Origin of the sequence: Bacillus atrophaeus (assembly GCF_039519175.1) — a bacterium.
Lineage (GTDB): Bacteria > Bacillota > Bacilli > Bacillales > Bacillaceae > Bacillus > Bacillus atrophaeus.
In genome coordinates this window covers 1,969,649-1,984,716 of sequence record NZ_CP154443.1, presented here as the reverse complement: position 1 = coordinate 1,984,716, position 15,068 = coordinate 1,969,649, and the positions used below count along the sequence as shown (strand labels likewise).

12 protein-coding genes and 3 pseudogenes are annotated in these 15,068 nt (G+C 36.8%); 4 read left to right on the top strand and 11 right to left on the bottom strand.

Features of this window, described 5'->3' with window-relative positions:
- Positions 1–185: 185 nt before the first annotated feature.
- Positions 186–809 carry an alpha/beta hydrolase family protein gene (locus tag AAHT65_RS10200; RefSeq protein ID WP_343311528.1) on the bottom strand — a complete coding sequence of 208 codons (624 nt, stop codon included), beginning with the start codon at positions 807–809 and terminating at the stop codon, positions 186–188.
- Positions 810–1,019: 210 nt separating this feature from the next.
- Positions 1,020–1,260: pseudogene (locus AAHT65_RS10195) on the bottom strand (abhydrolase domain-containing 18); the annotation flags it as partial.
- A 104-nt stretch (positions 1,261–1,364) separates the two neighbouring features.
- Between AAHT65_RS10195 and AAHT65_RS10190 the strand changes: the two are divergent.
- Positions 1,365–1,519 (top strand): annotated as a pseudogene (locus tag AAHT65_RS10190) (SMI1/KNR4 family protein); the annotation flags it as partial.
- A gap of 913 nt (positions 1,520–2,432) precedes the next feature.
- Here AAHT65_RS10190 and AAHT65_RS10185 read toward each other — a convergent pair.
- The 3 genes from AAHT65_RS10185 to hsdR are packed head-to-tail and all read right to left on the bottom strand — an operon-like array spanning position 2,433 to position 8,537.
- The gene (locus AAHT65_RS10185) at positions 2,433–3,779 is read right to left on the bottom strand and encodes a restriction endonuclease subunit S (protein WP_343311448.1); all 1,347 of its coding nucleotides are present in this window, start codon (positions 3,777–3,779) and stop codon (positions 2,433–2,435) included.
- Entirely contained in the window at positions 3,776–5,311 is a 1,536-nt protein-coding gene (locus AAHT65_RS10180) for an N-6 DNA methylase (RefSeq protein ID WP_343311447.1), read from the bottom strand. The genes AAHT65_RS10185 and AAHT65_RS10180 overlap by 4 nt, the downstream gene beginning before the upstream one ends.
- Positions 5,312–5,324: 13 nt before the next feature.
- Positions 5,325–8,537 (bottom strand): type I restriction-modification system endonuclease, encoded by a 3,213-nt coding sequence (gene hsdR, locus AAHT65_RS10175; protein WP_343311446.1) that lies wholly within the window; start codon positions 8,535–8,537, stop codon positions 5,325–5,327.
- Between the two features lie 507 nt (positions 8,538–9,044).
- Between hsdR and AAHT65_RS10170 the strand changes: the two are divergent.
- A pseudogene (locus AAHT65_RS10170) lies at positions 9,045–9,548 on the top strand (site-specific integrase); the annotation flags it as partial.
- A gap of 117 nt (positions 9,549–9,665) precedes the next feature.
- On the opposite strand, the gene groL reads toward AAHT65_RS10170, so the two are convergent.
- Positions 9,666–11,300 (bottom strand): chaperonin GroEL, encoded by a 1,635-nt coding sequence (gene groL, locus AAHT65_RS10165; RefSeq protein WP_003328525.1) that lies wholly within the window; start codon positions 11,298–11,300, stop codon positions 9,666–9,668.
- Positions 11,301–11,347: 47 nt separating this feature from the next.
- Complete coding sequence (gene groES, locus AAHT65_RS10160; RefSeq protein WP_003155970.1) at positions 11,348–11,632, bottom strand: co-chaperone GroES; 285 nt, start codon at positions 11,630–11,632, stop codon at positions 11,348–11,350.
- Between the two features lie 238 nt (positions 11,633–11,870).
- Here groES and AAHT65_RS10155 point away from each other — a divergent pair, with 238 nt between their 5' ends.
- Together AAHT65_RS10155 and AAHT65_RS10150 are read left to right on the top strand one after the other, a co-directional pair.
- On the top strand, positions 11,871–12,605 hold the full coding sequence (locus AAHT65_RS10155; protein ID WP_061573198.1) for a CPBP family intramembrane glutamic endopeptidase: 735 nt from the start codon (positions 11,871–11,873) through the stop codon (positions 12,603–12,605).
- Positions 12,602–12,793: a YdiK family protein gene (locus AAHT65_RS10150; protein ID WP_003328528.1), complete on the top strand. Its 192-nt coding sequence runs from the start codon at positions 12,602–12,604 to the stop codon at positions 12,791–12,793. The genes AAHT65_RS10155 and AAHT65_RS10150 overlap by 4 nt, the downstream gene beginning before the upstream one ends.
- A gap of 45 nt (positions 12,794–12,838) precedes the next feature.
- On the opposite strand, the gene tatC is transcribed toward AAHT65_RS10150, so the two are convergent.
- Genes tatC through moaC form a run of 4 tightly spaced genes read right to left on the bottom strand, consistent with a single transcriptional unit; the run spans position 12,839 to position 14,959 of the window.
- Entirely contained in the window at positions 12,839–13,600 is a 762-nt protein-coding gene (gene tatC / locus AAHT65_RS10145) for a twin-arginine translocase subunit TatC (RefSeq protein WP_087941821.1), read from the bottom strand.
- A 6-nt stretch (positions 13,601–13,606) separates the two neighbouring features.
- Positions 13,607–13,780, bottom strand: a complete 174-nt coding sequence (gene tatAY, locus AAHT65_RS10140) for a sec-independent protein translocase protein TatAY (RefSeq protein WP_003328530.1) — start codon at positions 13,778–13,780, stop codon at positions 13,607–13,609.
- 22 nt (positions 13,781–13,802) lie between these two features.
- Complete coding sequence (locus AAHT65_RS10135; protein ID WP_003328531.1) at positions 13,803–14,450, bottom strand: redox-sensing transcriptional repressor Rex; 648 nt, start codon at positions 14,448–14,450, stop codon at positions 13,803–13,805.
- The gene (moaC, locus tag AAHT65_RS10130; protein WP_088116618.1) at positions 14,447–14,959 is read right to left on the bottom strand and encodes a cyclic pyranopterin monophosphate synthase MoaC; all 513 of its coding nucleotides are present in this window, start codon (positions 14,957–14,959) and stop codon (positions 14,447–14,449) included. Before moaC ends, AAHT65_RS10135 begins: the two co-directional genes overlap by 4 nt.
- Between the last annotated feature and the right edge of the window lie 109 nt (positions 14,960–15,068).

Below are 15,068 nucleotides of genomic sequence, written 5' to 3'. Positions count from 1 at the left end.
AAAAGGCAGGTGACCACACCGCTGTATTAGAGGGTACTTTCATTTTTGGAGAATGTTTATATCGGTCTATGAGAAAGCCCATCCTTAATCGGAAGGGACTTTTTTGACTTTTATAAAATTATTAAATATGAAAAAGGTTGTATCACTTTTGGTATCTTTAATAAGAAATTCCTTTCTTATAAGGTCTACGATGTAACTGAACCTGTTTTGCCCGTATGTATCCTTTCTCGTATAAAGGAAAGCGTATTATTTGCCAGCTTTTTGCGACAAAGAACAATACCGGAATGACCACAATTGTAAACATATCTTGTGGGTTTCCCCCAACTTTCCCATAAATAATCTGCATCTTTTAAGTCAATATACTGATCATGTTTAGCAGAAATCAACAAAATGTTATCTTTATTAACTTTCGGTAAGGCTTGACTAGGATCTGTGATATTCCAATATTTTTCTAAATATTCATAGGTCACACCATTTTGTTCTAATTCCTCTCTTATAAATTTACCTGGGATCGTGTTCCATATTGAATAAGAAAGGCGATTGGCATAAAAGATTGATACCACTACATCAATTTGGGATTCTAGGGTAGCAATTAGATTAGTGACCCATCCCCCTAAGCTTACTCCCACTATGATAACAGGGCCTTTTTTATTTGCTTTTATCCAGTGAATTAACGCCCGTAAATCTACAATGGCCTGTCTTGTCGACTCAATTGTACGATCAATATTTGCACTAATCATCAATTCGCCACTATACAGCGAATTTTCCGGTTCTCTTTCAAAATGGTATGGAAGAGAATAATAATACATGTTCCAGCCTAAATCGTGCATTATACGATTATGAAATATTTTTTTGATCCTATTGTACGAATCCATGCGCCAGCCATGTACAAAGATAACATTGGGTTGATCTATATCATTTTCATTTAAAAAAACCTCCCCTTTTAAAGTATCATTAACAAGATTCCCAGTTTGAATTAAGGATTCATAACTAAATGTTCCAACCCTATAACTTTTTTTAGATTTATTCAAATTAATTGAAACATCAGCTATATTTGCACTGTAAAATTTCTCTCTATCATCTACATCGACTTTAAAAACAGCAGAAAAATGTTTATCTTTGCTTCTTTTTCTGTGTAAATCATATAAAGCCAAACGATCTATAATTCCTGAAAAATGCACTTTTAAGTCCTCCTTGATAAATCATAAAAAAACTAATATCAGAGTTGATAATTGGATTATCTGTCTCCATAGAGTCGGGACATAGACATTTTAACAGGATTTCTATTTGACAGTGCTTTCCTAGGGGAAACCGTCTAAGAGTGTTGGTGGCACTATTTATTTAGATAACTGGGTCTTTTTCTTTTCGGTAACGAAATCTGTTTCGGTTATCGGCAGAATAAAGAGAATCTCTCCCTGGTTTCTGCGATCATGAAATTGCATATGAAGATTCTAATGGAGCTTTGAGTGATATATGTGATTCATTTACCGAGTTGGTTAATAAGCTCTACGAGGAATGAATGGATATAGAAAATGACCAAACATAAATAACTCAATGCCCCTCCCCTTTGTGGATAAGGGCAAATAAAGCATGCGCTGAAAAAATCAAACCACAAAAGACAAAAAAAGAAGCCTCTCACAAGTTCAGTGAACTCGTGAGAAGCCTCGAAAATTTATAATTGGCATCAAAAGGGCATCAAAAATGACGTCTGTTGCCGACAAACCCTTGCTTATCAAGGGTTTTTTGTCGGTTTTACATCATGCCGCCCATTCATTTTTAGATATAACTGAAGAAAATAGGTTTAAAAAAAGGCTTTATATCAATATTTTAATACACTTTGATCAAATGCATTTTAATATAAGCAAAAAAGATTGCACACAAATTCGCACACAAAAAAACACCCTCAATAGATGCAATTTGAGTATGGTTATGTAGTACAAAGTACACTTAACACAAAAATAAAAATTGAATTAGCAGCCTAAAAACAAGCACTAACTATATTAACACTATTGTTATAAAATAAGCTCGGAATATTAATGTTCTGAGCTTTTTTATATACATTCGTCTTAATCAATTTTGTTTATATCCAATAGAACCTTCCATCTCGAACTTGATTAGTTTTGCTTGAAATGGCTCGAACTGAATAACAATAAATCTGATCAAACCTTTGATATAAAAGCTTTTCGGCATAAAATCGGCACAAACACGACACGCTGTATTGCCGTGAAAAATATCCATGTGTATTATTCAAGGACCTCACAGATTACAATCTGTGAGTTCTTTTAATTTACCCATAAATTATCCATTAGAATAAAAATGATGGGTGATAACAAGAAAACATCTTTCCTGATTATTTAACACGAAAGATACATATATAATGAAATAACCCTTGTTTTTTGTCTAATAAATAATTAATCATTTTTTATTGCAGCTCAAAGATTTGCTATCAATTTTTTATAAACCGCTATAATTCGTTCCTGTTCTTGCAAAGGTGGAACAGGAATAAGCTTTTCCTTAACATGTGGAACAGTCAATTGAGGAATGCTAGTTCCGTTCCCATCTGTATAAAATGCATCGAACACAACCTTAAGATATTCTAAACATATTAAATTACGGTTCGGAACAATAACAATCAAACGAACAATTGGAGTATATGGCTCCCTTCTAACAACGGAAAAGCCAATTGTTCCTCTGGCAGAAACTGTTAATGACTCTTCAGTTATTTTTGCCTCCTTGGAATATCCATAAAGACCGTTGTCCTTTGCACCATTTGCATAAATAGGAAAAGGAAATTCGTCTGTCTTTACTGAGGAAACTTCTTTCGGCTTATCTCCTCCTGCTTTAATTGTCTCTGAAATTGTTTTTAAGTTTGTCCATATCCAGCCATCTGGAAGATTAAATGGTCCATCCTCAAATATTTCACCTTTAATATCTAGAGACTTTAATTTAGATAATACTGACTCATCGTCATTATTTTGCGGGATTAGTTTTCCACGAATTGCCTCATTAAGCAATGCTGATTGCAAATTCACCTTAAACCGTTTAGTAAGCATTTGGCGTTGTTCAACTAAGTCTGCAAAAGTAAAGCATGTTTCAACTGCTTTTACAATGCGTAACTGTTCTTGTAGAGGAGGAATAGGAATAAGTGCACCTAATAAATCGTCTCTAGATATCCCTGGAATTAAACTTCTAGCTTTAATCTTTAACTCCTCCACATAATAATCAAGAAAGATTTTTATATATGGAAGCGGTATATGTTCTGAGCGTATTGCCATTATCTGACGTGCTATATGAGCTTCTGGTAAATTTAAATATGCCATTTCTCCAATTGTACCTTTAACTGTGAATAATAAGTCTCCCTTAAGAGCAATTACAGCAGGTTCATTAGTGTATCTATTAATAATCAATTCACCATTTAAAAAATTACTTGCTCCAGTTAGATATGGAATACCCATCTCTTCATCAGAGTATTGATTACTTTTCAAATCTCTACCAGAGGTTAAATCTATTACAGTCGAAAGTGATGTGAAATTCCAAGAGTCTGGGATATCAAATGCTTCCTCTACCTCACGTAAACTTCCATCTTCAAAATGTTCATAGAAAATACCATTAGAATTTTTTTTAATAGTAGAAGTGACTTTTGCTTTCTTTTTTTCTTTTTTGTGTTCTAAAATTTGCTGTAGTAACTCCGTAGATGTTCCTTCTTCTTTATACTGAGGGACTAGCTCTCCATATATAGCTTTTCTTATTACGGAAGTTCGAAACTCACTTATATTCATTTCTTGTGTGCCCCCAAAATCTCATGAATCTCTTCTAGTAACTTATTTATTTGAAGGTCTATTTCTGAACGTTCTGTTTCATATTCTTCAATAATCTCAGTTATATCTCGTATTTCTTCCTCTTCACGAATCCAATGAAGGCCAAGACTAACACCTTCATCTTCTAGAATTTCTTCTATCGTATATTTTCGCCAACGACCATTTGGATTTTCTTCAGAATAAGTTTCATGACGGACACCATTTTCATCACCAGCATAAAGTTCAATGAACTCTTTAAAATCACTGTACTTTAATTTGTTTTGTTTTGGAGTAAAGTGGTTTAGAGCACGTAAATCATAATACCAAACTTCTTTTGTGTTGTTATCATCAGTTTCTCCACGAGTAAAGAATAAAACATATGTTTTCACACCTGGCTTATAGAATATGCCTGTTGGTAGGCGTAATACCGTATGTAGATTTGTTTTGTGCAATAAATCTCTACGAATTTCTGCACCGATTCCTGTTCCTGAAAGGACTCCATCAGGAATAACTACAGCTGCACGTGCTATTCCATCTTTTTTTAATGAATTATATATAACTTGTAAAAAGTTCAACTGCTTGTTGGATGATTCAAAAGTAACATCTGAACGTGTCGCACGCTCATTCGCAATCCCGAATGGTGGATTTGTCAATACAACATCAAAGTTTTTCATCCACATTCCATTTTCAGATAGTGAATTTCCCATGCGCAAATCTTTTGGGTCAATGTCATGAAGTAAAGCATTCATCAATGCTAACCTGTAAGTAGCTGGTACTAATTCCATACCAGAAAATGCATGAGACTTTTGAAATTCAAAATCTACATCATTTAACTTATGGTAGTCATTATGCTCACGTAAATATTTATTTGCCGCAACCATGAAACCGAATGTCCCAGATGCTGGATCGAGGAGCTTTTCACCTAGTCGTGGCTTAATAACTTCAACAATAGCATCAATTACCGCACGTGGAGTAAAGTATTGACCAGCACCTGATTTCGTATCTTCAGCATTCTTTTCTAATAACCCTTCATACATGTCACCTAGATTTTCACGATCCTGACTAAACCAGTCAATTGCATCTATAGCATTAATGATCGTCTTCAGGTTTTTCGGCTCAGAAATGGCAGTTTTTGCTCTATGAAATATTTTTTTAAGCAACTCATTTTTATTAATAATATAATAAGTGGATACGCCATTCTCTTCCTCTTCAATAATATCAATATCATTATTATTGAGAAGTTTTCTATAGCTTTCTTCACTAATTTCTATTTTATCTTTTCCAAGGTCAATTAAAAGTTGCTCATAGAAGGTTAATAATTTACGACCATCAAGTGTAGATAAATCCGACCAGCGATAGCCAACTGGGATTTGGTTATTTAAATCTTGTTCCTCAACCATTTTAAGAAAAACAAGAAAGGTTAATTCTGAAAGATATTCATTATATCCCACGCCGTCGTTTCTTAAAACGCCTGCTTGGCTCCAGAGTTTTGAAATTACTGAATCAGATGTCATGTGTATTTCTCCTTTAACTTACATATAGTTCGCTATTAATTTTTCTAATAAGATCATCCAAATTTACATCCTTGAATGTAATCTTTGCTCTCCTCAATCCTCCAAGATCTCTAAAAGCAGGTCCACTTAATGCTTCTTCGGCAGTTGGTCCAAGGACAATATTTGCAATTAACTGTTTTTCGATAACATTCAGCCATTTAATTTGGTTATCAGTCCAATTATGTCTTTCCTTAATCCGTTTAATAGCTCGTTTGACACGTGTTTCTGTAGATTCAAGTGGACTACCTAAAGCTACTTGTCTAATGTAACTAATAATATCAGTAACCAATTCAACCTTATTTTTTGAGGAATAGGCACTATTAAGTTGGTCCTCTGTGTAGGTATTGTTTCGTAAATATAACTGAAGTTCTTTGAGGTCTTGTTTGGTTAAGTCTGCAGGAGCAGTAATAGCAATCGTTAGTGCATTAACTTTATTTTTTTCTTCTTTAATAAAATTTGAAAATGATTGAATATAGTCTTCTGGTTTCTGATTCCCTTCACCATAACCCCGAGAGGCTTCACGCACTTCATCTTTGTGTTTTGATATTAAAATACCACCAGTTGTATCAACATTTTGCCTAATATAATAAAGAAGCTCATTAATTGTCGTTTCTTTTTCAACAATGCTGTGTTGATCATCTTTATCTAAATTTTTCACCCAAGTATTTATATCATCTAAATGCAAAGTAGACTGAATTTCTTCTTTTTGTATATCAGTGAAGTGAAATAGCTTACGATTAAGTTTAGCTACTAATTCTCTACGATTTGTCTTGAACTCTTTATCAGTTGGTGCGGTTAATGTATCTTCAAGAACTTGCTTGATAGAACGCTTTGGATTTGTGGCAACTGGCTTCATATTAGTAACGCTATTTAATATATCATAAACACCTACTGCATCATAAATGTAAAATTTCTCTTTAACAAAATTTTTCGATTTACGGGTAGCACGTCCTAGCATTTGTTCATATAGAACCCGTGATTTAATTGCACGTAAAAACACCAGGTTAACGATATCCTCAATATCAACCCCCGTTGTAAGTAAGTCTACTGTTACAACAATCTTCGGGCGCTCTTCGTTTCTGAACCGTCGAATAGCACTATTATGATTTTTAATCTCACCTGTAATCTTCATAATATCATTATCTTGAATTTCTTCACCAAAGTCCTTATAGGCTTCTTTTAAAAACATTACCATATTATCCGCATGGATATTAGAAGCTGCGAAAATCAATGTTTTTCCAGGAGTTGTTAATGGTATATCTTCAGCTATCATGTTTGCAACATTCTTATTAAACTCTATATTTTCAACTCTTTTATTAAACGCAGTTACATCATAACTCAATTCATCTGGCAATCGCTTACTCTCAATTTCTCCAGTCTTACTATTAATAAATTCAGCAATATCTCCTGCATTAAACTTAATTCCCTCGTCGGCAAGTTTGGTATGGTATCTTTTTGGCACATCGTGATCAACAAGGACTTGATCAATAACCGCTTGTGAATAGGAATATTCAAACACTGGCTCACCAAAAATCCTTGTCGTAGTTAATGTTGGTGTTGCTGTCATCCCTACAACTGGTGCATCGAAATAATCAATAACCTTTTTATATTGGCTCTGATATTCAGTTTCATCACGGAAATCGATCTCATCTTCAGGAATATTTTTATCCAGTTTGTAACCTCTATGGGCTTCATCGACGATTATAAAGTCATATTGTCCAACCGTCCCAAGTTCACCATTTTGCAGTTTCTGATTTAACCCTTGAACTGTTGCAAGTCTAACTCTAGAATCTGCATTAAAACCAGTTTCCTCAACTGGTTGAATCGTGTAAGTTTGCCCGAATGTAATATCTTTAAAGATCAATGCATTCGCAGAGTCTTCAGTTTGTTCAGCTAAAGAAGTACGGTCTACCACATACAAAATACGATGAAAGCGATTCGCTTCAAGTAAACGATACATTAATGTTAATGCGGTCCGTGTCTTTCCAGTACCAGTTGCCATTGAAAGTAGAATACGCCTCTTACCCTTAGCAACAGCCTTCTCAATAGCACAGATGGCATCTTGCTGATAATCATAAAGTCCATATTCATCTAGAGGTTTTTTTAATAATTCACTTTCTGCTTCCTTCACATTTATCTTTAATTTCTCTTTTAATTCATCTGGTGAGTGCCATCCGTTATTGGCGTGTGATAACCCATTTTTATCTAATGCATTGAAGAACCATATACCTGATAAAGTTTCAATCGTTTCATTGTAAGCACGTCCATTAGCAGCATACAGAAAAGGAACTTGGTACTCACCCTCCATATCTACAAATTCAATATCACTAAAGAATTTAATATTGCTAGCATAGTCTTTTACTTGACCTTGTAGGACACTATACACATTTTTATTTTTTGCTTTTGCATCTATAAAACCAACCAATTTCATTCCAATGAATAATGCATAGTCTACTGGTCCAATTAAAGTAGGCCATTCAGCTATCGCCATATTACGGTTGCGCTTTGGCATTGTTTTGTTTTTCCTATGGTTTAATAATTCTGTATTTGTTTCCCATCCAGCTTCTCGTAACTGTTGGTCGATAATGACACGTGCTTCTTTTTCAGGATAGTGACGGTTAATACTACGTTTTCTACGATTCGCACGTTCTTTGGTAGAAACAGGCGTTGCTTTTAATTCAGAAATAGTTTGCTCATATAACTTGGATTTTTGCTTTAACTCTAACTGTAGGTGAGCAAGTTTTTCTTGTACCATTTCAATCTTTTCTGGTTTTACAAATTCACCAATGCTAAAAGGTGGATATATATATACATCATTAAACCAAGACGCCAGGGAATACCCTAACTCTAAAAGAGTCATTGCTTCGTCTGAGGTTACTTCAATAGCATGATCGCCATTATGGTTTACTGTATTACCTAACTTTCGAATGGTATGAAAGATACTTATAATATCTTTTGGAATAATATCAACATTTCTTTCTATTAGTTTAATACGTTTATCTTGACCAAAATCCCGCTTAGGTTCATCTATTCCTTCTAATGCAACTATCGACTTAGCTAAATGTTCTGCAAACGATCTTAGTGCCATTACAGCGAGACCAGGAGAAGTATACACATTTCGTTCAGCAGATTCACCAAAGAAAGCTAAAACTTCCCACTTTTCCTTAAAAAATGTAAAATTACTCATACTTTATCCTCCTTCCACACATGTCAATATGCAATATAATATATATTATTTTATCATATTTATTTCAATTACCATTAAATTTTAAGTAGAAGCTAAACAAATTTATTAAAAAAATCCAAAATACAGCTCAAAAAAAGCCTCACAATCCTAAAGTAAGACTTTTTATAAATTGATATTTTCTATATACGTTTCAATAAAAAGAGCAGCTACGTATTTTGATAGCTGCAAACAGGGTGGTGAATTTATTTTAAAAAAATATCCACACTTAGTCTCTAACTCTTCACCTAACTTTTCAAGTATTTTAATCGAGTCACTTTTCTTTTTTTATATCCTTTAAGTTACGATAATTCAAGTAAGCTACGGATAGATGAACTTGAAAATATACTACTTATTTTCCCCTTCTATAAATCAATTTTGAAAAAAACTTTTTAAATTACTTCTTGGTCGGAAATGATTCCCTTATCGCCGTTTGTCCCATTATGAAATAAAGAACACATCATAGGGGGCGATTTCAACGAAAAGCAAGGTACAATCCGAGTTAATAAAACTCTTTATAACCCTACCAATCATTTTAAGAAATATCAGCTTTTAACTCCAAAGACAAAGGGCTCTGTACGTACAATCAAGATTGATGACATGATAACTAATATGTTAAAGAAGCATCGGCTTAAACAAAATGAGATTAAATTAAAAAACAGACTTACTTATCAAGATAACGAATTTATTTTTGCCCGTGAAGATGGGCATCCACAACTAAGAAAAGTAGTGGATACTAGGCTTAAACGCTTATTAAAAAAAGCTAAAATAGAAAAAAATATTACTCCCCATTCATTCAGACACACCCACACATCTTTATTGATTGAAGCAGGAGTAGGTATTAAAGAGATACAACAGCGATTGGGACATACAGACATAAATACAACCATGAATATCTATGCTCATATGACAGCAAATATGGAAGAAAAGGCCTCCCAACAGTTCAGTAAACTGATGAAAGACCTTCTACTATAATGGGCTCTTCTTTTTTGTCTAGGTTTATTAAATTTCGGATCGATGCACACAAACCTGCACACAAGAAATTAATAAAACATCACAGAACATTGATATAAAAAGGTTTTAAAACCTTAATTACATCATGCCGCCCATACCGCCCATGCCGCCCATGTCAGGCATTCCTGCGCCGCCGGCATTTTCTTCTGGTTTGTCAGCAACAACCGCTTCAGTTGTTAAGAGCATTGCTGCTACAGAAGCTGCGTTTTGTAGTGCAGAACGTGTAACTTTTGTTGGGTCAACGATACCTTTTTCGATCATGTTTACCCATTCGCCAGTTGCAGCGTTGAAGCCTACGCCGATTTTTTCATTTTTCAAGCGCTCAACGATGACAGATCCTTCAAGACCTGCATTGTGTGCGATTTGACGGATTGGTTCTTCAAGCGCGCGAAGCACGATGTTGATACCAGTTTGAGCATCACCTTCAGCTTCAACTGCAGCTACCTTGTTATATACATTCACAAGTGCTGTTCCTCCGCCGGATACGATACCTTCTTCAACTGCTGCGCGAGTTGAGTTAAGGGCATCTTCGATACGAAGTTTACGCTCTTTTAATTCAGTTTCAGTCGCTGCGCCGACTTTGATGACAGCTACGCCGCCAGCAAGTTTCGCAAGACGCTCTTGTAATTTTTCTTTATCGAATTCAGAAGTTGTTTCCTCCACTTGAGCGCGGATTTGGTTTACGCGTGCAGCGATTTTGTCTGTTTCGCCAGAACCTTCAACAATTGTTGTGTTTTCTTTTGTCACAACGACTTTAGAAGCGCGTCCCAATTGTCCGATTTCAGTTGATTTCAGGTCAAGGCCAAGATCCTCTGTGATGACTTCTCCGCCAGTAAGGACAGAAATGTCTTCAAGCATTGCTTTACGGCGGTCACCGAAGCCAGGAGCTTTAACGGCAACTGCGTTGAATGTGCCGCGAAGTTTGTTCACAACAAGTGTTGCAAGAGCTTCACCTTCAACATCCTCAGCAATCAGAAGCAATGGTTTGCCTTGCTGAACAACCTGCTCAAGCACAGGAAGGATTTCTTGAATATTTGTAATTTTTTTGTCTGTGATTAAAATGTAAGGATTTTCAAGAACCGCCTCCATCTTATCAGAATCAGTTACCATGTAAGGAGACGCATATCCACGGTCGAACTGCATACCTTCAACAACTTCAAGCTCAGTTGTGAAACCTTTAGACTCTTCGATCGTGATAACGCCGTCGTTTCCAACGCGCTCCATCGCTTCAGCAATCAGGCTTCCGACTTCTTCATCAGCAGCAGAAATCGCAGCAACCTGAGCGATAGACTCTTTTCCTTCGATCGGTTTAGAGATTTCTTGAAGGTTTTGAATCGCAACTGTTACAGCTTGTTCCATACCTTTACGAACGCCTACAGGGTTAGCGCCTGCCGTTACGTTTTTAAGGCCTTCACGAATCATAGCCTGAGCAAGAACTGTAGCTGTAGTCGTACCGTCACCCGCTACATCGTTTGTTTTGCTGGCTACTTCAGCTACAAGCTTTGCACCCATGTTTTCAAACGCGTCTTCAAGCTCGATTTCTTTCGCGATTGTTACACCATCATTTGTGATTAACGGAGAACCAAATTTTTTCTCAAGAACCACGTTGCGTCCTTTTGGTCCTAAAGTTACTTTCACCGCATCAGCAAGTGCATCTACTCCGCGCAGCATTGCGCGGCGTGCTTCTTCACTAAATTTAATATCTTTTGCCATGTCACGAAACCTCCTCAAGTTTTTAAAAATTTATTTTCAAATCTGTTTTATCCGATAACAGCTAAAATGTCGCTTTCACGTAAAATTAAGTATTCAGTACCTTCGTATTTCACTTCAGTACCTGCGTATTTTGAGAAGATAATGCGGTCGCCTTCTTTTACTTCTAAAGCAACGCGCTCTCCGCTTTCCAACACGCGACCTGAACCGGCAGCCACAATTTTGCCTTCTTGAGGCTTTTCTTTTGCAGAATCCGGTAAAACGATTCCGCTGGCAGTTTTTTCTTCAGATTCTACGAGTTCAATGACAACGCGATCACCTAATGGCTTTAACAATGTAATAACCTCCTCAATAGTATGAATATGTAATTTTAGCACTCAACTCTAAAGAGTGCTAACACAATTCTTATAATAAAGAATCTCACTTCCAATTTCAAGTGATAAGAATAAAAAATTTTCACGCTTACATTATTCTTTCCGTGTCTCCTGCCGCCTCGCTTTTTTACCGTTAGTCGAGTTGTGTTACAATAGCTATAGATGAGTTGATCTTATTGGATAAAGGAGTACATACCATTTGAAAAAACAGTATTGGTTTATTATTTTGACATATGTCCTCATGCAGTTTTCAGTCATCATCGGCGTCCCTTTATTATATAAAGCAGGATTCGGAGGCGGACAAGTAACCGATGAAAACTTGATTCAGGCTCAGGGTTTGTGGTCTGTCATCAGTTTTGTCATCGGCCTGGTCATTGTTCTTCTTATTTTAAGAACAGCTCCGAAACGTACGCTCCATAATGAAAAAAAGGCTCCGATCGGCATTTCCATCATGTGGGCGATTATCGGTATTTTCCTCGCCCTTATTTCTCAGATGATTGCCGGATCTATAGAATACTATGTCTTGGGAATCGGCAGAGAATCAGAAAATACCGAAGCCATCCTGAAAATCATCCAGTCAGTTCCGCTGATGATTGCCGTTTCTTCCATCATCGGTCCAATTTTAGAAGAAATCATTTTTAGGAAAATCATTTTCGGCGTCCTGTATGAAAAAACAAATTTCTTTATTGCCGGCCTGATCAGTTCGATTATTTTCGGCATTGTGCATGCTGATTTGAAACACATTCTATTATATACAGCGATGGGCTTTACCTTCGCATTTCTATATGCACGCACAAAGCGGATTATCGTACCGATTTTTGCCCATATAATGATGAATACATTCGTGGTTTTGATGCAGCTTGAACCTGTTCAAAAATACCTTGAGCAGCAGAGCGCGCAAATGCAATTAATTATTGGAGGATTATTTTTATGAGGAACCCAGTGACTTGGGGATTGATATATTTTGCCGTCGGCGTCATTTTCACTTACCTCGCCGCAAGCTCACCAGGCAGCATGTGGTCTTTTTATTCCATTTTGCTGATGGTCTTCGCCGCTTACAATATAAGCATTTCTTTTAAAATGTTTGCTTTTTCGCTTAAGTTGAAGAAAGATCAGAAATAATGAAAAGCCAGTCCCTTTAAAAATAGGACTGGCTTTTTTTATGTCTTAAGAAGATACATCCTTATCAGATTCCGCCATGTTTTTCTGCGACTTCCGATAAGCGGTCCTCGATATAAAAATGCTGATTTCATACAGGATCAAGAGCGGAACGGTTACCATCATATGAGACAAAAGCTCCGGCGGCGTAATCAGCGCGGCAATGACAAGCAGCGTGAAATACGCGTATTTGCGGATTTTCGCCAAAAACATCGGTGTAACAATCCCCAGCCTTGTCAGAAACATCAGAATGACCGGCATTTGAAACAGCAGGCCAAACGGAATCGTCAGCTGCAGGAGAAAATGAAAATATTCATTAATTCCTATCACTTGATTCACATCTAAATCATTAGAAATCCGCTTCATAAAATCAACAACAAAAGGAAACAAAATATAATAGGAAAATGACACGCCTGCTAAAAACAGCATAATGGCGATCGGGATATACCCAAGCGTAACTTTGCGCTCTTTTTCATACAACCCCGGACTTACAAAAGCCCAAAGCTGAAAAAGAATGATTGGCGAGGTCAGGACAAGACCGATGATAAACGCGAACTGCATAAACACGTACAGCGGGTCTGTCAGATTAAACGCATTCAGTGTAAGCTCTTTCGCTTCATCAGTCCCTTGCAGATAAACGATAGCAGGCTTCGCTAAAAAAAAGCCTGCGATAAAGAAGACGACAAAAGAAATCGCCACGATAAGCAACCGTCTTCGAAGTTCAGTGATATGCTCTATAAGCGACATTTGATTAACTTTCATAAGGGTCATCCTATCTTACTGATCTTCTTTTTTCTTCTCCTCTTCATCACTCGCTAAACCTTTAGTAGCATTTTTGAATTCACGAAGTGTGTCTCCGGCTGCTTTTCCCAGTTCAGGCAGTTTCTTAGGGCCAAAGATAATCAACGCTACAATTGCAATAACGGCAAGGCTTCCAGGACCGATCGGCATATTTTGGGCTCCCCCTTTCCTTTTATTCGATTTCTTCTATTACCGAGTAGTGCTTCAAAAAATAAACCAGTGACTGAAGTTCGACAGCTAAATCTATATGATGAATTCGAATGTGTTCCGGCACATTCAAACGAGCCGGCGTAAAGTTAAGGATTCCCTTCACTCCAAGGGCGATCAATCGGTCTGTAATAGATTGGGCGGCGACCGCCGGGACAGTGAGAATCGCAACGGGCACGTCCTTAATATGGACCTCAAGATCATCTAAATTATAAACGGGAACTCCACCTACCTCAGTTCCTATTTTACTCTGATTTATATCAAAAGCCATTGAAATTTTTGTATTATTATTTTTTGTGAAATTATAGTGGAGAAATGCTGTTCCTAAATTTCCGACACCGATTAAGATGACATTTGTCGTTTCATCCTGATCAAGTGTTTTTCTGAAAAACGACAACAAATAATCCACATTATATCCATATCCTTTTTTGCCCAGCGCCCCAAAATAGGAAAAGTCCCTGCGGATCGTGGCGGAATCTACTTTTACGGCATCACTCAGCTCAGCAGACGAAACGCGCTGCTTTCCTGATGCATGCAGATTCTTTAAAAAGCGATAATAAAGCGGCAGCCGTTTTGCTGTCGCCTGCGGAATTTTTGATTGATCCTTATTCATTTTTGGTCCTCCAAATCGTACTCGGATGTTTCTCTTTTAAAATCACCGTTTTTCCCGCCTGTTTTTTCTAACAAGCAGGTAGGACCGATGACCATGCCCTTATCTAGAGCCTTGCACATGTCATAAACGGTAAGGGCGGACACAGAAGCAGAAGTTAGCGCTTCCATTTCCACACCTGTACTCCCTTTCGTTTTGACACTTGCTTGTATATGAAGAATGGCTTCTGATTCCTTGTTTTCCCACCCAAAAGAGATATCAACTCCGCTCAGCGAGAGGGGATGGCACATCGGAATAATAGATGAAGTTTGCTTCGCCGCCATAATTCCGGCAACCTGTGCAACGGCAAGCACGTCTCCTTTGCCGATGTCATGACTTTTTATTTTTTCGTACACTTCATTTTTCATTTGTACGCTTGAAACTGCAATCGCAGTACGAACAGTTGAAGATTTTTCGCTTATATCAACCATCTGGGCTCTGCCCTGTTCATTAAAATGAGAAAATCCATTCATATTAAACTCTCCTTAAGAAGATCATACACTATTTTCTTCTCTATGTCTTATTCAACAATAATCTTCCAGTTCCGATGTATTGTTTGCTGACTGCTGATTGATAAGCTAC